Here is a 22,460-nt window from a genome sequence, read left to right on the forward strand (position 1 = left end):
GTTCCAAAACCACCAGCGATACTGATAGAAAAAGCAGAAAAATACGAGATCCCCCCCCTTCACACCAAGAGATTGACAGGTATAATCACGCTCCTGTTTCAGTCATAGCAAGGTCTTTGGCGTTGATTATCTTTACCGTCACCAACAAAACCACCGCTCAAGTCTATGTTGGGTCAACCCGCAATGATCTGGTTGACCAATGGGAAAAAATGGTGGCCGCAGCCGAACTGAATCTTGACTACCCCCTATACCGGGATATCCGGGTACACGGCAGGGATGGCTTCGTCGTCGAAGAGTGGGATTTCATAGAAGACCGCAATGAGCTGAACGCGCTTGAACAGGAAGCCATTGAAGCACTCGGCGCTCGCAGCCTCCGGGGCTACAAAACCAGTACCGTAAAGATTACACCTAAAAACAAAACACGAACTCGCAAGTCCAATCTGGAAAAAGAGCTTGCCAGCATCTTTGACGAGTCCGACGCAGACGTGGATGACTTTGATGAGATCTCTCCAGAGTCGGAAAAACAGACTGGGGAGAAAACCTCCTATCCACAACAGCCCGGCCCCGGGCAGCTGACGGCTCATCCTGTTGAAAGCTTCAGATCAGCGCAAACCAAACCGGATGTTGCCACTACGCCGGAAAACACAGAAGCCCGCCACGAAGAGCTGGCGGCAAAACCGGAAAACGGTTCTCAGGTGAATGCCGTGGTGCCAATGAACAGCATCTGTCTCAGTGACGATATTTCGGCCCAGCTTGAAGCCATTCAGGCAGCAGCCAATGCCGTCTTGTCAGGAGACAGCAATGGGGTTGAACTCCTCAACGGCAAACCAGCTGCTCCCGCACCGGTTGAGATCGAAGTGGTTGAGCCAGTGGAAGAGACTGAACCCGTGATCATTACCGAGATTGACTCAAGGGAAAAACGGATCCGTGAAGCTATTGAGCGACACCGAAAAGCGAGAGCCCAGAAGACCACGGATAGCCAGGCATCCGATTGCCAGCAAGTTGAACAATTGCTGGCAGAACTCAACATAAGAGCCATCGACATGAATAGCCAAAGCATGGCTGCCTTTGCCTGATATCAGCATGCGCTCGTGAATGTGTCGGCCTACCTGTCTCACATCCATCTATAATTGGGCTATGGATAAGCCCAAAGACCTCTCACTTGAACACCTACACAAAGCACTTCCCCAGAGACTCCGGGAAGCCTGCCATGTTCTGCAGAGATTTGAGCAGAGAATGATCCTGATCAGCCATCGCAGTGATCAAATCGCGTTAAAAATGCAGCAGATCCGTAAAAACATCGAAAGTTCAATGCATGGCCGCACATCTTCTCAATAGACCCTGGTACACCGAATCCAGTTAACCACAGCATCTGTGGATAACTCTGTTGATCCCTGTAGGAAAACCCTCCACAGACTATAAAACACCATCACAGCAATATACTGATCATTTATTAACCAGTATTTCATGCAAATTAAACATCTCTCAAAAGAATTAACCACGCTTCTCGCGCAGGCTATTACGGCCCATAATATGGGCCATTTTTAGTTGATCACCAGTACCATGTCCCTACCAACAGTCCAGCCCGAAAGGTATGAAGAGCAACTGGCAGAAAAGGCCCGCTGCATTGGCAGCAAATTCGCCGGGTTTGATATTCCTGAACTGGCGCTTTTTCGCTCCAGAGTGGACCACTACCGGATGAGAGCAGAGTTTCATGTCTGGCATGAGGGAGACCACTGCTACTACCGGATGTTCGATCCACAAACCAGACAGCCCTTTGCTGTCACCTCCTTTCCCAGTGGCTCCGAAACCATTAACCGGCTAATGATGCCCTTGATGGAAGCGATCATTGCCAGCAGCCATCTGAAGAAACGGCTTTTTCAGGTTGAATTTCTCACCACCCAGACGAAGGAAGCACTGGTGTCACTGATCTACCACCGCCAGCTGGATGATCAGTGGCAACAGGAGGCAAAAGCACTTCAGGAACAGTTTAGCATTGGCATTATTGGCCGCGCCCGTAAGCAGAAACTGGTGCTGGACAAAGACTACGTCACTGAAACATTGACCGTGGATGGCAAACCATTCCGTTACACCCAGACAGAAAACAGCTTTACCCAACCTAATGCCAGTGTTAATGAGCATATGCTTGCCTGGGCCAGTGGTGCCGCACAGGCGATTACGACCGACAGTAACAGGGATCTGTTAGAACTCTATTGTGGGAATGGAAATTTCACCTGCGTGCTGGCCAGACATTTTGGCAGGGTACTGGCCACTGAAATTGCCAAAACCTCAGTACATTCGGCCAGAAAAAACTTTCAGCTGAACCATGTAGAGAACGTAGCCATCGCCCGTCTATCCAGCGAGGAGTTTACCCGGGCCATGAACAGGGAACGAACATTTCGCCGCCTGAGCGAGATTGACCTGGATAGCTACGATTTCTCAACCATTCTGGTTGACCCACCCCGGGCGGGTCTTGATCAGGGAACAGAAAAGCTGGTGCAGAATTTCGACAATGTTCTGTACATATCCTGCAATCCTGAAACGCTCAAGAAGAATCTGTCAACCATTTGTCAGACCCATAGAATTGAAAAAATCGCTCTTTTTGACCAATTTCCATACACTCATCACGCTGAAATGGGCGTTCATCTGATTCGGAAATAGTCAGATTTACACTCCCCGGCTGGACTCCTACTTTGATTCTTAGGAAACAAACGTTTTAGGGAAGTTCTCCGGAGTAATCTCACGTGAAAAACAACAAACTGAAATACCTGTCGATCATTTTTTCTGTTTTCTGGCTTTTGTTTGCACCGGCTTCTTACAGCAGCGATGCAGACTATATAAAAACTGCGGTTCTGTTCGTGGCCTATGACCAGGGCGAAAGCAACGCTTTCTTGCGTATTCAGGAAAGGCTAAAAAACTCAAATATCCCCTACCGGATTTTGGCTATGGGGCGTGCTGCTGAAGTCTTCAAAAATGACCCTGCCCTGATTCCAATGGATAAATTGACCCACAACGAGGCGCTGTATGAAAATCGCGACCATCTGTTGAGTCAGAAGCTGGTTTACAACCTTGCTGAAAACATCTCGGCCAAGATTGTCTATACCGGTATGGCAAGCCGGGCACAGGCCCAGATTGCCAATATCTGGGAGAGAAGAGGTGCCAGAGTCATCGCATTTTATGACAATTTTGAGGCAGTTAATTCCATCAATTATGTACAGCCTTTTTTAGAAGAGCTGAAATACCTGGATGAGTTCCATGTCCCCAGTAAAACAACGGCCCGCAGCTTTGAGAGCATCGCCGCATCCCTGAAGGCAAAAGTGATCGTTACGGGACAACCCGCACTGGAAGATTGGGACAAAGTCTATGAACAGACCGATGTTTTCCTATTACGGGACACCCTGAATATAGAACCACAGCAGCCCGTCGTGTTATTTGCCGGTGATTACACCAGCAGCTATTCCCAGGCTTTTCAAACTTTTATTGCAGCCACAAGGATGCTGCCAAACGTGCTTTTTCTGGTTTCATACCACCCCAAGTTTGATGGTAGCCTTGAGCGCAGGATCATTGAGGCTCAATCGGACGGCAATGTCCACCTGCTAGAGCACGGCACTTATTCCACCGCATCACTGAGCACCATTGCCTCTGCTGTTATTGTGCATAAATCATCCGTAGCCCAGCAGGCCATCTACCGGGGCAAGCAGGTTATCTACGTTGCTGATGAAAACTATCAGAACCTGATGCTGACCGAAAAGCTTGCCATTCGCGCATCAAATCCGGAACCTCTGGCCGTTATGATTAACGCTGCCATCGTGGGCTACCAACCACCGGCGCTTGCCGCAAGCCTGGGCATACCGGATGCTCCTGGCAAGACCATAGTAAAGCTGCTAATTGATGAAATAAGACGGATCTCTGATAAAAAATGGTGAGTTTTTTTGGTTCATCGGCTTTATGGAAACTGCACGATGTGGTCTACTCAGAAATGATGTGACTCGCGTTGAAGGTTTACGATGGGTGTCCGAATACCCCATTCACTGATTTTTGTCAGGTTTGCCATTCTCTCTACCATTGCCTTGCTGGCATTGACTGCGCTTTGCAATTTCATGGTGGCAAGAGCCACCAATGACGCCCTGTACTCTAACCTGAGCAAGCTCCCCTATAATCAGGTAGGCGTGTTGCTGGGTACCAGTAAATACTCTCGTCTGGGCGGGTTTAATGACCACTACCGGCTCCGCCTGGAAGCAGCCTTCCAACTCTACAAGGCTGGTAAAATTGATTACATTCTCATCAGCGGCGATAACAGCACTCGATTTTACGATGAACCAAGCACCATAAGGCGAGACCTGCTCAAAAAAGGCGTCCCTGCAGAACGAATATATCGGGATTATGCCGGTTTCAGAACGCTTGATTCCGTTCTCAGGGCACATCATGTTTTCGATTTGGATAGCTTTACCATTATTTCCCAGGCCCCACACAATAAGCGCGCCCTATACATCGCCATAAATCACGACATTGATGCCATCGCCTTTAATGCTGGCGAGGGCTATGACATTGATTTCAGTAACAGAGCCAGAGAGATACTGGCCAGAGTGCTGGCTGTGCTGGAGGTACATTTTCTCAATACTGGCCCTAAATTCCTTGGCCCAACCATTGAGATTGGTGTGACGCCACCAACCTGATCAATAGGAAAATAACCAACGGCGGCACGTATATGAACTATTCGGGCTAAAGATCAATATTAAAGAATGAAGATTTTTTAACGTAATTCCTGATTTTCTGCATGGTATTCGGGAACCAGTTGTCAAGTCGACGGGTTTCCCGACAAATTTCATCAGCCAGCCGGGGATTTAGATAGTCATTAAATACAACACCAATCAATGAGACATCATGTTGGGTTAGCCTGTCCAGTGCAGTTTTGAATTGTGTTTGCCGAGTTACTCCAGCCATTACGATCATTATTGTTCCATCCACCATGGCACAAATCGACTCTGCGGGAATATTATTGCGATTTCTGGCATTGACCGGGGACGTATCAAAAATCACCGCGTCATAGTTTTCCAGCCAATGCTCCATCAGCTTGCCCATATTGGTGGCACTGCGGAATCTGAGTACATCGGTATCACAAGGGGCTGGCAGGATATCCAGATTCACATCATCCGAACGCATAATACATCCATCAGCAGACTGGGGATTTGGCAACCAGTCCGTATGAATATGCCCGGAAATATCCCCCAGTTCAGGGTGCAGCAGGTTCACTTCTACCAGCAACGTTCGCTTGCCATCGACTTCACTTCGCTGACTTAAAGCATAAGCCAGGGTACTGCAACCTTCTTCCGGGTTAGCCGACGTAATAGCCACCGAACGCAACCCCTTGCCAATACTGCAGCCATAGATCTCTTCAATCTCCAGATAGTTGATGGGTAGCTTGATCATGGCGTAATCCAGCCCAAATTCCAGAGCAATTGAATGACCGTTAAAATGCTGCCCGCATCCGCAACCCGATGCATGAGAACATTCCAGTACGACTGTGATAGCTCTGGCACAAAAACCGTATCGCCAGCCCTCAACACCGGCAACCGCGAAGCATCCGGATCTTTCATAAAATCCACCAGGTCAAACGTTGTGGCCCTGTTTTCACAACAGGAGCTATTGACAATGAGTATTTTCTCAATATAAGCCGTCTCTTTTGGCCCCTGCGCCTCTGCCAGCAGATCCAGAATGGTCATGTTATTGGTAAACTCATAGCGGCCCGACACATAAACGGACCCCATAATCCTGACCGTATCCTCTGGACTTTTCTCAACCCACTTGCGTTTTCTGGATGGGAAAAAGATCGTGTCGCCGGGCTTCACTTTTGGCAGTAACGTCTCGTCTCCGGTTTCAAAATATTTCACAAGGTCAAGTTTGGTGACTCTGGGAGCCCCCTCATTACGATGGATGATCCGAATCTGGCTAAGGTCTGCTTCTTCTGAAGGTCCCGCAGTAGCACCAACGATATCCAGAAAGCCCATTTCATTATTAAATGCGTAGCGCCCCGGTGACTTGACCGCACCCATAACATAGATGGCATTTTCCTTTGGTAACTTGACCCAGCTGGAAGTATTGGCGGATGGGTTCTCCGGCAACTCGGGAATCACAATGGTTGTACCACCGCTCAGTTCAGGCATATCTGACCATGCCCCACCCACCTCAATAAACTCCTGCATATTGAACTCAATGATATTCCGCTGGTCATTGGGGCCTGGCTTAATAATTTTTACATGGGCAAGGTCTGCTTTATCGGTAGGGCCACCGGCGTTACTGAGATAATCCATAAAATCTACCGAAGGTGCCCACTCATAGCGCCCCGGCTTTTTGATGGCACCCAGTATTTTCAGTGAGTCATCCGTGCCAAGCTTAAGCCAGGACTTATTATCCTCAGGACCTTTTTCAGGGAAAAAGACCGCGTCTCCGGAATCAATGGAAGGTAAACCCGTGATTCGACCCTCGGTAAAATCCTGAAAGTTGAAAGGAACTACAGTACCATCACTTTTAAGAACCCTGACGGCCCGAATATCGGCATACTGGGTAGGCCCCCCTGAATTGGCAATAACATCCAGAAAACCAACATTGTCCGACGTTTCGAAGGCGCCCGGCTTCTGAACCTGCCCCATCACATACACTTTACGCGCCCCACCAGAAACGGAATCAACCTGCTGAGCCACAAAGATGGTTGACCCTGAATCTAACAGTGGCAGATCTTCATCTTTGCCACTTTCCAGGAACTGCTTCAGGTTAAACATCTTGGGCTCTGTGCCAGACAGCACCCTAATCTGCTCAACATTGGCATAACGGGTAACCCCACCCGCTTTTAACAGGGCATCCACTACATTAATGCCTTCCTGAAAAGGAAAGCTGACGGGCTTGATGACTTCACCAAAGACTTTGATCACGGTTCGGTCAGAAACAGAATCCACCGCTTTGTTATCAACGGCCCTTGGCTCTCCGTGGACGCTGCTCAGGCCAGGCGAGGTAGGCACAAAAATTTCATCCAGAGACTTTATTTCTGGCAGCACCGTGGGATCACCGGTATCAAGATAACGTTTAAAGTTAAACACAATCTTTTTACCATCTCTTCTCAGCTGCAGCTTATCCAGCTGGGCACCATCAACAAAGCCACCGGCCTCGGTGATCGCCATTTGGATATTACCGGTACTGGGCAGTTCTACTTCCCCGGGCTCCTTGACAAAGCCAAGTACAGTGATCAATAACCGTTTTTCCTTCAAATGAATGGTCAGCTTATCAAGCCCGAGAAAAACCTCGGACAGCGCGGTATAAATAGCTTTATCCGCTGCCCTTAAGGTAAGGCCGGCCACTTTCAACTGCCCCACTTCAGGAAGGTGAATTGTCCCATCTCTGCCAATAAGAAAGTTCGTATTGAATCCCTCTTCTCCTGGCAGCCCAATGACCAGAATATCCCCTGACTGCAATTGATAATGCTTGGGGTCTCTCATCCGGACGGATGACATATCAACCTTAACTTCTGGTGAGTCAGCGACTTTTGGAGCTACTACTTCTGGAGGTATTACTTCTGTAGGTATTACTTCTGGAGCTACTGCTTCCGGAGGTAATGCTTCTGGAGCTGCTTCCTGTTTTTCTGGTGCAAGCGCAGGCTGATCTTCCAGGCCAGCACTTTGATTATTGGCTAAATCAGATTGATGTAGATTTCTTTTATCACTGGCCTCCTGCTTCGGGGGATCAACTGTTTTTTCAGGCAGTTTCTCCCGAAGAGAAATCAGTACCGCATCATCGACTTCCAGCTGCCATTGTGCTGATTGTCCAGCAGGCACTTTAATACGCTGGCTGTTTCTGATCAGGGTAAAGTCTGCCTCCACGTCAGTATCATCAAAAAACGAGTAGTATGAATTAAGGCTGGTTAATGAGGAGTCAACGGGAAAAGGGTACTTCCCGGGGTTCTGGATCTCACCAAGGATGGCAATGTTGATCAAACGATTCGGGGCAATATAGCTAATATCCTCTACATTGTATGAGTCGTCAGTCTCCCTGAGTATTTCAGCAAATGCAGCTTCTTCATCCATCCCCATAAAATTGAGCACAAGTTCATCAGAAAACGTAACTGCCATGGACTCATCAACCTGTAGCAGAGGAAGAGTCCCATCACCATCACTCAGCCTTATCAAGAACACCCCGCCCTTTTCGATGGGTTTATTTTCAGACATGACGGCAGAAGAAACAGCCAGTAACAGGAGAACTATCAATATGTGCAACCCGGCCCATATACCTTTGAGACTCTTCATTGAGGCTCCCGCATAAACTGCCTTAAATTTACCGGTCTTGGCCAGTCTGAAAGTCCCAGCGCAGAGTCTTCAGCCCGTAAGGGTTTATGGCCCTTTTGAATCAGCCCTGCAGCATACTGTGCAAGGCATCCATCATCCTGAGCCATCGTTTCCATCATCAAACGAAGCTGTTCAAGGGCAGAGAATGATTTGCTTAATCGATGACTGGCGTCGCCCAGAAGATCACCATCAATCTCACGAATCACCAGCTGGTGCTGATCATTAATGATGCGCATCTGTCCGGGTAGACAATACTCACCACCGGCTTTTTTGAGTTCAAGGTATCTGGATTGGCTTATATCTAACCATTTGATGACATACGATCGGTCAATATCCCGGATATTGCTTTTTTCATCAACTGTAAGGCTATAATCGCGATCAGCATGAAGTGGCCACAAGATTACACATGAGGAGAGTAACGGGAAAAAAAGATAAACAAGCAGATACCCGGGAGATTTCCCGCCCGGTCCTGACAAAGAAAAAAATAAAAATAATTTATTTTTTCGACAGATACTCTTCAATACTCTCATATTGCTTGATCGTCTGGTTAATCCTGAGCATTGTCAATAACTCGTCAGGCTTTCCATTAACACCAAGCAATCCAAGATTTCTACTCTCGGTTTTTAGTCGCTTATAAAGAAAAACCAGGGCGCCGATACCTGAAGAATCAAGTTCATTAACAGAACTCATATCAACAAGTACGTCTCCTGCACACTCTTTAATTAAATGATCAAAGTGACCTCTAACCTCATTCACTGTCTCTGCATTGAATTTGCTTTGCAATTCAATAATATCACAGCTACTGGCTTGATAAGTCGCGTAATCCATTACCTGTTACTCCCAACTTCAACACTTCTTATTGTTTATCTATTAAAAGTAAAACAGAATTTTAAACAACACACATTTAATTAGATTAGACAAAAGAACAGACATGAGTAGTTAAGTACTTAAACAAATGAAATCATAAAATAGATTCAGTAATTAAAAAATTTGAAATTCTACTTTTTTATAGCACACAAACCTGATCAAACTCTATAGTTAATCCATAAGGCAGTAAAAAATCACCAATCAGAAAATATGCCTGAATACATTCAGAAATGATGCTGTATCCAAATAACCCTGAATACATGGCAAACTTTTGAAGTTATTTTTATGGATACACAGAAAGACATGCATTGCGCAGAAAAACTGTCCATTAAACTGCTTAAGGCGGTTCTCCTCTGTGCCTGTATATTAGGTGTCTTATTGAGCCTTGTGCAGGTCTTTCTGGATGCTCACCTGTCCAACGCTGATATTGACCGCAAAGCCAGGGAAATGTTGGCAATGATCCATGACCCCGCCAGCAGGGCAGCCTATCGCCATGATTCCGACATGGGACAGGAAGTGCTCAATGGTCTGCTGGAAATGAAATCTGTGCAGGTGGCCTCAATACGAATGAACGATTCGTCAATGCTGGCCGTGGTGAAAAGACCCTTTTTTGCTTCCCGGTACCGCCTTTTATCAGACTATATTTTTGACCCCATCCGAATATACCGCCAGCCATTATATAGCAACGAACCAGGGAAAATTCAGTTTGGGGAACTGATTCTCTCAATTGATACTGCCCACAAAGGTAAGGCGTTTATTCAAAGATCGGTCGTTGTCGTATTTACCGGGATAATCAGGGCCATAGCCATGGCACTGTTAATGTACATGATCTACTCAACGTTACTGACTCGCCCCTTGAATCGTTTGATACACCATTTATCCAGTATTGATCCTGAAGAACCGGGACTGCAGCAACTGCCCGTGCCTGAAGGTAATGAAAATAATGAATTGGGCCTTTGGGTCAGAACAGCCAATAAATTGTTAACTTCCATTAACTACCATCAAAGTCTACGTCAAAAAGCAGAAGCCCATATTATGCGGCTTTCCCAGTATGATTACCTGACCAGACTACCAAATCGCCGAACCATACAGAATAAAATCAATACATTTATCCATAAGGCCAAAAAAAAGCATGAAAATATTGCTATTCTCTGCCTCGGATTGGATGACTTTAAATCATTAAATGCCCAGGTAAACTTCAATGTTGCCGAACATATTCTGGTAAAAGTCTCGGATCGCCTGAGAAACTGTATCGGCAACAAAGCCTATATTGGCCGATTAGGTGAAGATCAGTTTGCCATTATTCAATCAAAGATAGAGCAACCTTATGAGGCTGCTGAACTGGCCCAGTCTTTAATCAAGCAGCTTGACCGACCGTTTGAGATTAATAGTGAGCAGCTGACCATCAGTGCTACCGTGGGAATAACACTCTTTCCTGATGATGGCGAAGATGTCGACACGTTACTGCAACAGGCTGAATTTGCCATGATCATGGCAAAATCCAGAAGCCACAATCGTTACCAGTTTTATGTAGCCACTATCGATACCGAAATCCGTCAGCGCAAACGGCTGGAGATGGATCTCCACCGGGCCCTTGAAAACCGCGAACTCAGCCTGGTCTTTCAGCCACAATTTAACTATCAAAAAAGGCAGATGGTGGGGGCAGAGGCCTTGCTGCGCTGGAATCACCCGGAGAAAGGGTTGATCTCGCCAGATATGTTCATCCCCATGGCAGAACACAGTCTTGATATTATTCCCATTGGGGACTGGGTTCTGGAAAATGCCTGCCAACAGTTACATCAGTGGCATCTTGACGGTTTTCAAAACCTGCGTATGTCAGTCAATCTCTCGGCCATTCAACTGCAGGATGACAAGATTGCTGAACGTATCGCTTTTCTCCTGAATAAATACCAGGTTCCTCCTGATGCCCTGGAACTTGAGGTGACAGAAACCTCCATTATCAAAGATCTGGAAGCATCCAAAATCCAGCTTCAGAACATTAAAAGCATCGGGGTGGGCCTGGCTCTTGATGACTTTGGCACGGGTTATTCCTCTCTGGGTTACCTTAAACAGTTTCCATTCGATAAAATCAAAATTGACAAGTCCTTTGTCGAAGACCTTCCTTATAACAGGGAAAACTGTGGCATCGTTGAAGCGATTGTCCAGATTGGCAAGAGCTTCGACCTGAAAGTTCTGGCGGAGGGTGTCGAGACTGTTGAACAGGAAACCTATCTGGCTAAAAAAGGTTGTCAGGAAGGACAGGGCTATTTCTACGGGAAGACGCTGTCCGCCCATGACTTCATCAGCCTCATATCAAGTCAGGGTGTTTTGTCGGGTAATACGCAGGATCGTCAGGGAGACAATAATGTCTGACCACCCCATTGCCATACTTCTGGACTCCCGACAGGCAGGCGGTATTGAGAGCCATGTTTACCAACTTGGCAAAGCACTGAAAAACAGTGGCTGGCCTGCCGAGGTCTGGTTTTTCCAAAAATACCAGAATGAACATCCTCTTGAACCGGCCTTGACAGACTCGGCAATCCACTTTCGCTATCTCAGTGGCAACTTGGCCGGGCTGATTTCAGCACTGAAAGACACCCAACCCCTGTTACTTCACAGCCATGGGTACAAAGCCGGTATTTTTGGCCGCCTGGCTGCAGTCATCAGCAGAACGCCTGTTGTTTCCACCTTTCATAATGGTGATCCGGGTGAAGGTATGGTCCGTTTATATTCACTGCTTGATCAGCTAACCAGCCTCATGTCTGAAAATATTGCCATCAGTGAGGAGATTGCCAAACGGTGGATCAGTGCTCCCCATCGGATTGATAACTTTGTGACTGTTCCGGAACATTATCCACCTCCAGGCAAGGCCATCGCCTTTGTTGGCCGGTTAAGTCACGAGAAAGGTCCTGATCTGTTTCTGCAGCTGGCCAAACACCTGCCACATCTTCCCTTCAGGCTATACGGCAGCGGCCCAATGGAAAAAATACTGCAAAAGCAGCAGGTCAATAACGTGATGTTCATGGGGCAGGTTCAGTCCATGGAAGCCCATTGGCGAGACATTGGCCTGTTGTGTATGACATCCCGTTTTGAAGGCTTACCCATGGTGGCACTTGAAGCCATGGCTCATGGCGTGCCGGTCCTGAGCTTTCCTGTGGGAGGGCTACCCGACCTCATTGTGCAGGGCTTCAATGGCTGGACATCGCCGGTTGGAGACCTTGATGGAATGAGCAATTTGCTGCAGTTCTGGTACTCGCTTCCAGAGGCCGTGAAGTGGCAACTCGGGGAAGCGTGCATTGCTACGGTTATCAATAAATATTCAAGTCAGGCGATCCTGCCCGGGATTCTTGATGTTTACCAGCAAGCCGTGCAGGCAAAAGGTTACGATTGGCCCAATTTGCCCAAAGCGTCACCCGCTCATCCCCTGGCTAAAAAGAACCAGGATCGCTCTCAAACGGTTGGATGAACTCAATGGAACTCGGCCAGAATGTTATCAAAGGATTGAAAGTGGGTGCCATGCTGCGCCTTGCGGCACAGATTTTCACCTGGCTCAATACACTGATTCTGATCCGCCTCCTGACCCCGGAAGATTATGGCCTTATGGCCATGACCATGGCTTTTATCGGTATATTTGCCCTGATGGGAGACTTTGGCATCGGCAAGGCGATCATTCAGGCAGAAGAACTCACAGCACTTCGGCTCAGGCAGGCATTCACCATTAACATTGTTTCCTGCCTGGTGTTTTTCAGCTTTTTCTTTTCCATCGCTCCGGTTATTGCCAATTTCTTTGATGAGCCAAGAGTGACAACGCTGGTCCGGGCGGTCGCCTTCCAGCATCTTATTATGATGTTCCATACCCTGCCTTATGCCATGGCAAGCCGCAAGATGCTGTTCAAAGCGCGGGAAAAAGTGCAGTTTTATACCGCCATGTTGACCAGTCTTGTTACCATTGCCATGGCTGCGTCTGGTCTCGGCGTATGGTCACTGATTCTCGGGCATCTGTTCATGCGCCTGGCGCTGGCCATTGGCTATAACCTTATTGCCCCCTGCCGGGTCTGGCCGACATTGAGTTTCCACGGGTTCGCCAAAATGGCAGGTTTTAGTGGCATAGCGACGGTCAATGATATGTTGCGTTATTTTGTCAATGTCTTTGGCAGCATCAGCATTGGCCGTCTGCTCAGCAAAGCCGATCTGGGCGTGTTCTCGGTAACCACAAACCTGGCCAATCTTCCCAGTGACAAGATCGGCGAACTTCTTAACCATCTGGGACTTGCATCCTTTGCCAAACTTCAGAACGAACGAGCTGTTGCAGGTCAGTATCTGCATAAATCTGTTCAGCTTGCCAGCCTGGTACTTTTTCCCATGTATCTTGGTATGTGTGCCGTATCCCCCGAGCTGATCACGCTGGTACTCTCTGACAAATGGGCTGCCGCTATTGTCCCGTTTCAAATCCTCTGCCTGACCAGCCCATTGCGAATGCTGTCAGAAATGATGGCTACCAGCATAACCGCCATTGGTGAACCCGGTAAAAACAGCAGAACACTGCTGTTAACCATCTTGACCTTGCCTGCTTTTTTCTATGGTATCCAATATGGTGTTGCCGGGGCATGCTGGGCCTGGCTCGGTATTAACCTGATCAGTTTTGCTTTCCACCTGAGACTCATACTCCCGGCATTTGAGCTGAAACCATCAGCGTTTCTGAGTGCTCTTTTTCCCGGTTTCTGCAGCGCCATGATTATGCTGTCGGGTTTACTGCTACTGCGAGATCAATTGACCGGTCAAGTACCTGCGCCAGTGCAACTGTTCCTGATGATCCTGGCTGGAGCACTACTGTTTGGTGCCACTCAGCTGCTCCTTTTTCGTCGTCAGCTATATACAACCCTCAAGTACTTGAGGCACTAGGGTGGTTAAAAATGCAGCTACCCAACCTTGAACGGCTGTTTATTAATCGCTACCAGACCGTTACCGTCACCGCCTACTGTGCATTGGCAGCACTGCCTTGTCTGATATTCCCCCATCCGATCGCCCTGCTACCTCTGGCAGTGATCCCGTTGGTATTGTTGTTTATCCTGCGCAAACCCTTTGTGGTTTGCCTGATATTCATTCTCTTCTCTTTTTTCAGGCTTCATGAGGTATTTCCACAACTGGACCCAATAAAGATTCCACTGTTGACAGCGCTGGCCTCATACTTTGTGCTCGCCTGGCATATTTTTCTGACCGAGAAGGTTGAGGTCTACTGGCGACATGAACATACCATTTTTGCCCGTTTTTTCGGCTGGGTTGTGGTTGGTATCGTATTTTCCAGCTACCCTCCTGTCGCTTTTGGTGCCTTTACCAGTGTCTATATGAAAATAGGCATCATGGTTTTGGCCATCTCATGGATGATGACCGAGCACTGGCACTTCAAACTGGCTCACTTCATGATCATCTGTTCCGGGCTGGCAGTGGGCGCTGTCACTCTTTATAACAATGCCAACGGTATCGGTATGGTTGAGGAAACCCGTGTCACCATTCCGGGTACCAGCCTGGGTGATCCTAATGACCTGTCGCTGGTTCTCAGCTTTCCGATGAGCTATGCCGTTGCCTACGCCTCCACCAAAGGCACCGGCAAATTCAGAACGCTCCTTGGCCTGACCGGTATTGTCGTCTTTGTTTCATCAATCATTGCTACACAGAGCCGCGGAGGCTTACTGGCGACTGTTGCCGTATTTGGCATCTTTGGTCTCAGGATCATCAAATCAAAGCTGCTGCTCATTAGTATTGGCAGTTTTGCCTTGATGATTCTGGTGGCCGCAGCCGGCATTAGCGACCGTAAATCCGGGGGCGCCGCAGAGGATGGCATCGATGAGTCAGCCATGGGACGCATCCATGCCTGGGAGGCAGCTTTTAACATGGCTCTGAGAAACCCGATGACGGGCGTTGGCCTCGATCTCTTTCTGGATAATTACTGGGATTATGCAACCCACAGCCGGGCGGAGGGTAAGGCTCATGTTACTCACAGCACCTGGTTTCAGGTGATGTCAGAGGCGGGTTTTGTCGGTTTTGGCCTGTTCGGTTTTATGATTTTCACCATTTTCATGTCCATAATGGGCTCATTGAAAAGGCTGGACAACAATAAAGGGACACCAGAGTATGATCCCCATATCTCAGCCATTGCAGCAGGAACCTACGCCGGGCTGGTCGGCTTCTGTGTATCCGGGACCTTCTTGAGTCAGGGATTTTTATGGCCGGTTTATATCATCACTGCCATCAGTATTGCCATTGCCAATTACACAGATAACCATTTTCCCCGTGAGCAGGATCAATAACCATTATTTCTCCGATAGAGAGCTGCTATCATTACTTATTATTTGCTGACTAAAAAGGATTTATCAGTTGAAGAACTACATATTCAAACAGGTCAGGCAGCCATCCAGACAACAATCCAGACAACAATCCAGACAACAATCAATTAACCCAAACCATCACTATCAATTTATAATAATTGATAGTTTTTTTAAGGCTTTATACCACTTCTCACCGTTGCTTCAATATTTTGGCGTCACAGGCTTCATGAAACAACTGATCAAGGCCATCATGCCAAATCGCATTTTTTATTTTCTTTCGAATTCTGGCCAACTTTCAGCCTGCGGCTGTCTTAATGTTGGTTTTTGCCGTTATTATCAGGTAAATGCTTCTGACGTCGTTATTGGTTCTATCTGGACACAGCCTGAATTCAGAGGGCAAGGTCTGGCAACCATCGGTATTCTGGCAGCCATGAACCATATGATATCCAGGGGATTTAATACTTTTTATATTGATACTCAGGAAAACAATCAGGCCATGCTTAAATCCATTAAAAAACTGGGATTCGGTTCTGCTTGTGGCAGTTTCATCAGCTAAAGGCTTAAGTGATAAATATGGATATTAAAAATCTTCTGGCTGATGTCAGGCTCGCGCTATCGCTACCAAAACTGAAAATTCTCCTTGACCTGAAAAAAACCTCAGAAAATCATGAATTTTATGCGGATGTCGTGCGGGATTTTTATCAAATGGCAACCCATCGTCATCCCCGCTTCCCATTGATTCGTAATTTGCAATATGGTGTAGCTCTGATGCCACTGCCAGAAAACCACGACCATTACCTGAAAAACATTGAAAGCTCAGCCCGCAGAAATATAAAAAAGGCCCAGCGAAAAGGCTATACATTCTCTCGAATTGATTACAACAACCACCTGAATGCCATTGGCAATATCCACCGTTCGGCACCTGTAAGACAGGGCGCCATGCCCAGTGAACTACTTGAGCAGGACCCTACACCCATTAATAACCCCAAGACGTTAACCAGTACCCATGACTACCCTTATTTTGGCATATTCAAAGAAGACACCCTGGTCGCCTATGCCGGTTGCCTGATGGCTGGTGAAATGATTCTGCTTTCGACCTTTTTTGGCCACGATGATTACAAATCTGATGGCATTGTGCCCATGTTAATTTCCGAAATTGCCAGGTACACCTATGAACACTATCCGTCGGCAAAATACTATGTCTACGATGCATATTTCGGTGGTAGCCCCAGTTTACGACGATTCAAAAAGAAATTTGGCTTCACCCCATACAAGGTGAGCTGGTTGCTTGACTGAGTCTGCATCAAATTTGCTATCGGAGAGTGACAGTGGCTGATCTCATTGTATTTGGAGAAGACTGGGGAGGCTTACCTTCCAGCACCCAGCACCTGATCAGTCATTTAATGACAAGGCATCGGGTAATCTGGGTAAACTCCATTGGCATGAGATCGCCGCAGCTTTCGTTAAGGGATTTAAAACGAGTCTGGCAAAAGATGATGGCGATGTTTAAGGGTAAGTCTGCGCAAATGCCCCAAGAGCAGATGCCCCCTGTTATCATCAATCCCAAAGTTCTCCCTTTTCACAGATTCAAATGGGTTCGTCAACTGAACAAACGACTGTTGCTTAAAGACATTAACCGGGCAATAGCACAGGAAAGATTTGACAAGGTTATTCTCTGGCTATCACTACCCACTGCCGTCGATATGGTTGGTAGTCTCAATGAGCAAGCGTCCATCTACTATTGTGGTGATGACTTTGAAGGCCTTGATGGTGTTGATCATAAAATGGTCAAGCCATTGGAACAGGAGCTGGCTGAAAAGGTTGACCTGATCCTTGTTGTCAGCAAAACACTGGCCAGGAAGTTTGCTCATCCTGACACTATAATTCTGCCTCACGGTGTTGATTATCCGCTATTTTCATCACCAGCAGCCAGACCCCATGATCTTCCGGAAAATGGCCCGATTGCCGGTTTCTACGGCAGTATTTCTGGCTGGCTAGAGACGGACCTGCTGGCCCAATCCGCCACTGCCCTGCCCAGCTGGCAATTTGTTTTTATTGGTGATATCAAAACCGATGTCTCATCCCTTGCGGCCTTGCCAAATGTACACTTTCTGGGAGCCAGGCCCCATCATCAACTGCCCTCGTATATTCAGCACTGGAATGTGGCTCTGCTGCCCTTTCGCAACAACAAACAGATAGCGGCGTGTAACCCCCTGAAGCTGAGAGAATATCTTGCATCGGGTACGCCCATCGCTGCCACTTCTTTTCCTGCAGCAAGAGAATATGAGGATCTCCTGGCAATTCAGTCACCCAGAGAGCCATTTTCCAGAGTAATTTTGCGAGCCAATGAACTCAGAGAAGAAAAAGCCAGGAGGCAGAACAGGGTCTCGTCTGAATCATGGCAGCACAGAGCCGCTCAGTTAGAAGCACTGATCAACCATTTATTACGTTAAAAAAACATGGCTCATTTAATTAATTTCTTCTTTCAACAAAAGCTACAATTAATAGTAATAAAGGAAAGCAACCGTTCACCGAAGGACAAAAATGATCGATCAATGATAATTTTCCACTGAACCAGTTGACTGAATGATAATTTAAAACTGATAACAGGGAAGTCACCGTGATTAAGCGATATGGATCCCACACCTTTGCCATACTGATCATTTTCAGTATGTCACTCCTTTATGGATGCAACTCAAAACTCAACTTTCAGGCCCTGATGGAACAGGAGCAAGCAAGATCAACTCAGCAAATTGCCGATGCTATCGCTCAACTAAAGGAAGCAGAAAACCCATTACCTATTTCAAAAAATGTATATCGTCGTCAATTATCGATCAATTTCAGCGATCAGGAATTAGAGGCTAACAATCAGCATAAACAGGTCATCGGTCTGTTTTTTAATTCATTACCCAAGAGCCAGCAACTCAACATCACTATTTCTGTAGCGCCTTCTTCCGCCGGACAACCCTTCAAAACACTGAATGACTCATGGGCAAGGCTGCAGAGTCTGAAAAATATACTGGAGCAATACAGTGAAAAAATAGAGCTGGTCTATCAACCTGAACTGGCCCTTGATTCAGCCACCATTCAAGCAGTAGGAAACGATATTTCTGGAGGTGAAGGTGTCCAATGAAATGCTGAGGAACCTCTTTCGACTTCTCAGCGCAGCCTGGCGCCGTCGCTACACCATCTGTGTGCCTGTTCTCATCATGCCGGTGATTGGTTTTCTGGCCAGTTTTATGGCCCCGAAATATTATGAAGCACACACCACCATACTGCTTCAGAATACCACTGAGCTAAACCCGATTCTGGAAGACTTCACCATATCCACAAATCTGGAAGAACGGCAATTAGCACTGCAAATACTTCTCAAGAGCCGCAAGGTATTAAAGGGCGTAGCCAAAGCCGTTGGGTTTATCGACTATAAATCATCCGAGGAGCAAATAGATGAAGCCATTGATGAGCTATCAAGTGCATTATCGATCGTCTTCGGCGGTGAACTGGTTAAAATCTATTATCGAAGTCAGAACAAAACGGATATTAAAGAGCTGCTGACCAAAGTTACCCAGCACTTCCTTACTCTGGTCCAGGCACCACAAAAATCCTGGCAAGTTGCCTCAACCCAGTTTCTCAAGGATCAGGTAGATAGTCGACATAAGGAGCTTTCTGACGCTGAACTGAAACTATCTGATTACAAGGCAAGGTTCGCATTGGAACTTCCTGAACTCCATAAAGCGAACGTAACCAGACTGGCAGAACTGCGCCAGCTGTTAATGGAAAAAGAGACAGAACTGGTTGGCGCCAAAGCGGCAATGGAAGAGTTCAATGGTAACCTGGCGCAAACCAACCCCGTTATCGGTAAACTTGAAGAACGAATTATTAACACCCGCACCACACTGAGCATGCTTCGCTCCCGCTATACAGAGAAGCACAGCAAGGTTCAGACACTGGTTCGAGAACTCGACAGACTGCAAGCTGAACGCCAGCGAATGATTGCTGAAAGCAGTCAGTTAAAAACGGAAGATGTTCAACGCCTCTGGAACCTGGCGTCATCCACGCCCTCTGTTTCAATGGATAACTCCCAGGGTGGACAGACCACCATACTGGCCTCTCAGCTTCAGGCGGTTCAGGAAGCGAAAGCCAAAGTGAACAGCCTGCAAAATGAAGTGAAAAATATTAAAGATCAAACCGACAAGCTCCAGAATAAAGTGCAGCAGTTTGCTGAGGTCGAGCGGACTCTGGTTGAACTGCAACGGGATTTTACTATTAAACAAAAACTGTATGATGATTTTCTTAATCGTTATGTCATGGCAAAAGTGGCGGAAGACCTGAGTGGTTACCAAGAGTCAGAACAGGTTAAAATCATCGACGAACCTTTCACACCCAGCAGTCCTAATGCCCTTCCCGCTTCATTATTTATTGTTGCAGGTGTCTTTGCCGGTCTGGGCATCGGTACTGGTCTGGCAGCAATTTCAGAAATATCTGATAGCACCTTACGACTTCAAAATAGTATTGAACGAATTGCGGGCGTCCCCGTTCTGGCAAGGATACCGTCAATGCCCACAGCACCAGCCCTGGTTTACGATCCGGAAAAAGACTGGTTCAGTGAAGGGGAGAAATCATCGTGACAGCTTCTCCCGTTGTAGCACAGATAGTCCAGCACCTCGCTCCGGGCGGTATCGAGACAATGGCTTTGGACATACAGCGAAAAGCCCAAAACCCGGAGAATGTACATATTATCAGCCTTGAGGGAACACATTCGGAGGCCATTGAGCATTGGCCACGGCTTCAGGACAAGGACAGGCTTCACTTTCTGACCAAGCCTCCCGGATTGAGTCTCTCTACGATGACCAAGCTCGCAAGACTTTTACGACAACTGAATGTTGATGTGGTTCATACCCACCATGCAGGTCCACTTATCTATGGTGGAATCGCCGCCAAACTGGCCAAATGCGGGCATATACACACTGAGCACGACGCCTGGCATCTTGGCAACCAAAAACGACGCTGGCTGGTAGCTGCCTGCTTCCACCTGCTCAAACCTGCCGTTGCCGCAGATGCAGAGCTGGTTGCAGCCAGCATTCGACAGCATATTCCGTGCTTTACACCATCAGTAATTCTTAATGGCGTTGACACGGATAAATTCCAGCCATCAGACCAAACCACAGCCAGAAACAAACTGAATCTGCCCCCGGATGCAGCCATTATTGGTTGTGCAGCACGCTTTACCGAGGTTAAAAGCCATGATCTCTTGATTCATGCTTTTTCCCGGTTACCCGACAGTGTACACCTTGCTCTTGCCGGTGGGGGAGAACTTGAGCATGAACTCAGAAATCTGACCAGACGGCTTGACATAGCGCAACGGGTACACTTTCTGGGAGTCATTGATGATATGCCCGACTTCTACCACGCTATTGATATTTTCTGTCTCGCCTCAAAAAAAGAAGGTCTCCCACTCTCGCCACTGGAAGCTCAGGCTTGTCAGAGAGTGGTTGTCTTGACCGATGTGGGCGGCTGTCGTGAAGCAGTTGACCCACAAAGCGGTATCCTGATCAAGGCTGAAAGTATCCGGGCATTGGCAGCCGCCCTCAAAACCCAGCTCTGTTCAGGCATCAATAAAGAAAAACAGGAGTCGGCACGCAATTTCGTGGTGAACCATTGCAACCTGGAGAGAATGATCAGGCAATACGATGACCTGTATTGCGGGAGGCCAATATGATCGAGTGGCTGGCCTTGATTATCTTCTTCATGGCAGGCATGGTGATTGTTTATCACCATATTGGTTATCCCCTTGCTTTGAAATTGCTGACACAGGGACTGGAAAACACACTACCCAACTTTTATCATCGGCACTATCAAATCACGCCTCTTGATCATATGCTGCCAAGTATCAGTCTGATCATACCCGCCTATAATGAGGCTGGCACTATCCAGGAAAAAATCAGAAACATCGCTACCCTTGATTACCCGGACTATAAACTGAAAGTGATACTGGTATGCGATGGCTGTACAGATGGTACTGCCCAGCTGGCAAAGGAAGCACTGACCGAGCCTGAATGCAACCATCTGAACCTGACAGTGGTAGAAAAGCCTGAAAACGTCGGTAAAGTCGCCGTTTTGAATGAGGCCATCAACCTCTCCCGTTGTAGCGTGGTTGCCCTCTCCGATGTGTCTTCACTGTTATCGAACGATAGCCTGTTAATCGTTGCAGCTCACCTAAGCAATGAAAACACCGGGGTAATTTGCGGTAGCTACCACTTTTTACAATCACTCAGTGTTGGCGAGCAAGCCTACTGGCAGTACCAGCGAAGCATCAAAACAAGAGAAAGTACTCTGGGTGCAACACTGGGAGTACATGGTGCATTTTATGCCTTTCGCCGTGAGCTGTTTGACTTGATCCCCGCAGATACGATCAATGATGATTTCACCCTGCCTATACAAATAACCATGAAGGGCTACCGGTGTCTTTATGATCCCAGAATAATTGCCATGGAGCTTGAGCAGGCATGCAATGAAATGGACTTCCAACGAAGAAAGCGAATTGCTGCCGGAAACATTCAGCAGGCCGTTCGTCACGCTGGCTTATTACATCCAAAGTTTGGAAAGATAGCCTTCAATTTTTTTTCCGGTAAATTTTTACGTCCATTCATGCCACTGTTCCTGTTTATGGTACTGGCATCTTCAGTTTTTCTGTCACTGTCGTACAGTACTTTTCAGATTATTCTTTTCATTCAACTGGGCATTTACATAACTACTGTCTTTTATATTTGCCATCGATCACAACCAGATCATAAAAAATTGAGAGTACTTTTTTACCTGGTATCCGGGCACATGGCTATGGCTATCGGCTTAATTAACTATCTATCAGGCCAAACCAAAGGCCAATGGAAAAGAGTAACAACTGAAACATAAGAATTTAAACATGTACTTAAGG

At 47.2% G+C, this 22,460-nt stretch carries 19 protein-coding genes; 15 read left to right on the forward strand and 4 right to left on the reverse strand.

Going from position 1 to position 22,460, the window contains the following annotated elements; genetic code table 11:
* Positions 1-122 precede the first annotated feature (122 nt).
* The 4 genes from KDK14_RS02070 (at position 123) to KDK14_RS02085 (ending at position 4,676) form a co-directional block, all read left to right on the forward strand.
* On the forward strand, positions 123-1,076 hold the full coding sequence (locus tag KDK14_RS02070) for a GIY-YIG nuclease family protein (protein WP_257263358.1): 954 nt from the start codon (positions 123-125) through the stop codon (positions 1,074-1,076).
* A 487-nt stretch (positions 1,077-1,563) separates the two neighbouring features.
* Complete coding sequence (gene trmA, locus KDK14_RS02075) at positions 1,564-2,661, forward strand: tRNA (uridine(54)-C5)-methyltransferase TrmA (RefSeq protein WP_257263359.1); 1,098 nt, start codon at positions 1,564-1,566, stop codon at positions 2,659-2,661.
* Positions 2,662-2,744: 83 nt separating this feature from the next.
* On the forward strand, positions 2,745-3,926 hold the full coding sequence (locus KDK14_RS02080; RefSeq protein WP_257263360.1) for a hypothetical protein: 1,182 nt from the start codon (positions 2,745-2,747) through the stop codon (positions 3,924-3,926).
* Positions 3,927-4,007: 81 nt separating this feature from the next.
* Positions 4,008-4,676 carry a vancomycin high temperature exclusion protein gene (locus tag KDK14_RS02085; RefSeq protein WP_257263361.1) on the forward strand — a complete coding sequence of 223 codons (669 nt, stop codon included), beginning with the start codon at positions 4,008-4,010 and terminating at the stop codon, positions 4,674-4,676.
* A gap of 46 nt (positions 4,677-4,722) precedes the next feature.
* Here the strand turns inward: KDK14_RS02085 and KDK14_RS02090 are convergent, their stop codons facing one another.
* From KDK14_RS02090 to KDK14_RS02105, 4 genes are all read right to left on the reverse strand, one after another.
* Positions 4,723-5,430, reverse strand: a complete 708-nt coding sequence (locus KDK14_RS02090; protein ID WP_257263363.1) for a CpsD/CapB family tyrosine-protein kinase — start codon at positions 5,428-5,430, stop codon at positions 4,723-4,725.
* Positions 5,427-8,294 (reverse strand): SLBB domain-containing protein, encoded by a 2,868-nt coding sequence (locus KDK14_RS02095; protein ID WP_257263364.1) that lies wholly within the window; start codon positions 8,292-8,294, stop codon positions 5,427-5,429. The genes KDK14_RS02090 and KDK14_RS02095 overlap by 4 nt, the downstream gene beginning before the upstream one ends.
* Positions 8,291-8,731, reverse strand: coding sequence for a hypothetical protein (locus tag KDK14_RS02100; protein ID WP_257263365.1), 441 nt, complete (start codon positions 8,729-8,731; stop codon positions 8,291-8,293). The genes KDK14_RS02095 and KDK14_RS02100 overlap by 4 nt, the downstream gene beginning before the upstream one ends.
* A 97-nt stretch (positions 8,732-8,828) precedes the next feature.
* A complete protein-coding gene (locus tag KDK14_RS02105) occupies positions 8,829-9,161 on the reverse strand; it encodes an STAS domain-containing protein (RefSeq protein ID WP_257263366.1) in 333 nt (110 codons plus the stop codon).
* 324 nt (positions 9,162-9,485) lie between these two features.
* On the opposite strand from KDK14_RS02105, the gene KDK14_RS02110 reads away from it, so the two are divergent.
* The 11 genes from KDK14_RS02110 (at position 9,486) to KDK14_RS02160 (ending at position 22,438) form a co-directional block, all read left to right on the forward strand.
* The gene (locus KDK14_RS02110; RefSeq protein WP_257263367.1) at positions 9,486-11,573 is read left to right on the forward strand and encodes a bifunctional diguanylate cyclase/phosphodiesterase; all 2,088 of its coding nucleotides are present in this window, start codon (positions 9,486-9,488) and stop codon (positions 11,571-11,573) included.
* A complete protein-coding gene (locus KDK14_RS02115; protein WP_257263368.1) occupies positions 11,566-12,666 on the forward strand; it encodes a glycosyltransferase family 4 protein in 1,101 nt (366 codons plus the stop codon). The genes KDK14_RS02110 and KDK14_RS02115 overlap by 8 nt, the downstream gene beginning before the upstream one ends.
* Before the next feature lie 5 nt (positions 12,667-12,671).
* On the forward strand, positions 12,672-14,102 hold the full coding sequence (locus KDK14_RS02120) for a lipopolysaccharide biosynthesis protein (RefSeq protein ID WP_257263369.1): 1,431 nt from the start codon (positions 12,672-12,674) through the stop codon (positions 14,100-14,102).
* An 11-nt stretch (positions 14,103-14,113) separates the two neighbouring features.
* Positions 14,114-15,508, forward strand: a complete 1,395-nt coding sequence (locus tag KDK14_RS02125; RefSeq protein ID WP_257263370.1) for an O-antigen ligase family protein — start codon at positions 14,114-14,116, stop codon at positions 15,506-15,508.
* A gap of 67 nt (positions 15,509-15,575) precedes the next feature.
* Complete coding sequence (locus KDK14_RS02130) at positions 15,576-16,082, forward strand: GNAT family N-acetyltransferase (protein WP_257263371.1); 507 nt, start codon at positions 15,576-15,578, stop codon at positions 16,080-16,082.
* A gap of 17 nt (positions 16,083-16,099) precedes the next feature.
* The gene (locus KDK14_RS02135; RefSeq protein WP_257263372.1) at positions 16,100-16,822 is read left to right on the forward strand and encodes a hypothetical protein; all 723 of its coding nucleotides are present in this window, start codon (positions 16,100-16,102) and stop codon (positions 16,820-16,822) included.
* Positions 16,823-16,854: 32 nt separating this feature from the next.
* Positions 16,855-17,979, forward strand: a complete 1,125-nt coding sequence (locus KDK14_RS02140; protein WP_257263373.1) for a glycosyltransferase — start codon at positions 16,855-16,857, stop codon at positions 17,977-17,979.
* Positions 17,980-18,146: 167 nt separating this feature from the next.
* Positions 18,147-18,659, forward strand: coding sequence for a hypothetical protein (locus tag KDK14_RS02145; protein ID WP_257263374.1), 513 nt, complete (start codon positions 18,147-18,149; stop codon positions 18,657-18,659).
* Position 18,660: 1 nt separating this feature from the next.
* A complete protein-coding gene (locus KDK14_RS02150) occupies positions 18,661-20,154 on the forward strand; it encodes a Wzz/FepE/Etk N-terminal domain-containing protein (protein ID WP_257263375.1) in 1,494 nt (497 codons plus the stop codon).
* The gene (locus KDK14_RS02155) at positions 20,151-21,245 is read left to right on the forward strand and encodes a glycosyltransferase (protein WP_257263376.1); all 1,095 of its coding nucleotides are present in this window, start codon (positions 20,151-20,153) and stop codon (positions 21,243-21,245) included. The genes KDK14_RS02150 and KDK14_RS02155 overlap by 4 nt, the downstream gene beginning before the upstream one ends.
* On the forward strand, positions 21,242-22,438 hold the full coding sequence (locus KDK14_RS02160; protein ID WP_257263377.1) for a glycosyltransferase family 2 protein: 1,197 nt from the start codon (positions 21,242-21,244) through the stop codon (positions 22,436-22,438). The genes KDK14_RS02155 and KDK14_RS02160 overlap by 4 nt, the downstream gene beginning before the upstream one ends.
* The last annotated feature ends 22 nt before the right edge of the window (positions 22,439-22,460 follow it).

Origin of the sequence: Endozoicomonas sp. ONNA2, from assembly GCF_024606365.1 — a bacterium.
In the GTDB taxonomy this organism is placed as follows: domain Bacteria; phylum Pseudomonadota; class Gammaproteobacteria; order Pseudomonadales; family Endozoicomonadaceae; genus Endozoicomonas.

Coding starts and splice junctions, on each gene's coding strand:
- trmA (WP_257263359.1), top strand. CDS start 1,564: ATGTCCCTACCAACAGTCCAGCCCGAAAGGTATGAAGAGCAACTGGCA.
- KDK14_RS02085 (WP_257263361.1), top strand. CDS start 4,008: ATGGGTGTCCGAATACCCCATTCACTGATTTTTGTCAGGTTTGCCATT.
- KDK14_RS02090 (WP_257263363.1), bottom strand. CDS start 5,430: ATGATCAAGCTACCCATCAACTATCTGGAGATTGAAGAGATCTATGGC.
- KDK14_RS02095 (WP_257263364.1), bottom strand. CDS start 8,294: ATGAAGAGTCTCAAAGGTATATGGGCCGGGTTGCACATATTGATAGTT.
- KDK14_RS02105 (WP_257263366.1), bottom strand. CDS start 9,161: ATGGATTACGCGACTTATCAAGCCAGTAGCTGTGATATTATTGAATTG.
- KDK14_RS02110 (WP_257263367.1), top strand. CDS start 9,486: ATGGATACACAGAAAGACATGCATTGCGCAGAAAAACTGTCCATTAAA.
- KDK14_RS02115 (WP_257263368.1), top strand. CDS start 11,566: ATGTCTGACCACCCCATTGCCATACTTCTGGACTCCCGACAGGCAGGC.
- KDK14_RS02120 (WP_257263369.1), top strand. CDS start 12,672: ATGGAACTCGGCCAGAATGTTATCAAAGGATTGAAAGTGGGTGCCATG.
- KDK14_RS02125 (WP_257263370.1), top strand. CDS start 14,114: ATGCAGCTACCCAACCTTGAACGGCTGTTTATTAATCGCTACCAGACC.
- KDK14_RS02135 (WP_257263372.1), top strand. CDS start 16,100: ATGGATATTAAAAATCTTCTGGCTGATGTCAGGCTCGCGCTATCGCTA.
- KDK14_RS02150 (WP_257263375.1), top strand. CDS start 18,661: ATGCTGAGGAACCTCTTTCGACTTCTCAGCGCAGCCTGGCGCCGTCGC.
- KDK14_RS02160 (WP_257263377.1), top strand. CDS start 21,242: ATGATCGAGTGGCTGGCCTTGATTATCTTCTTCATGGCAGGCATGGTG.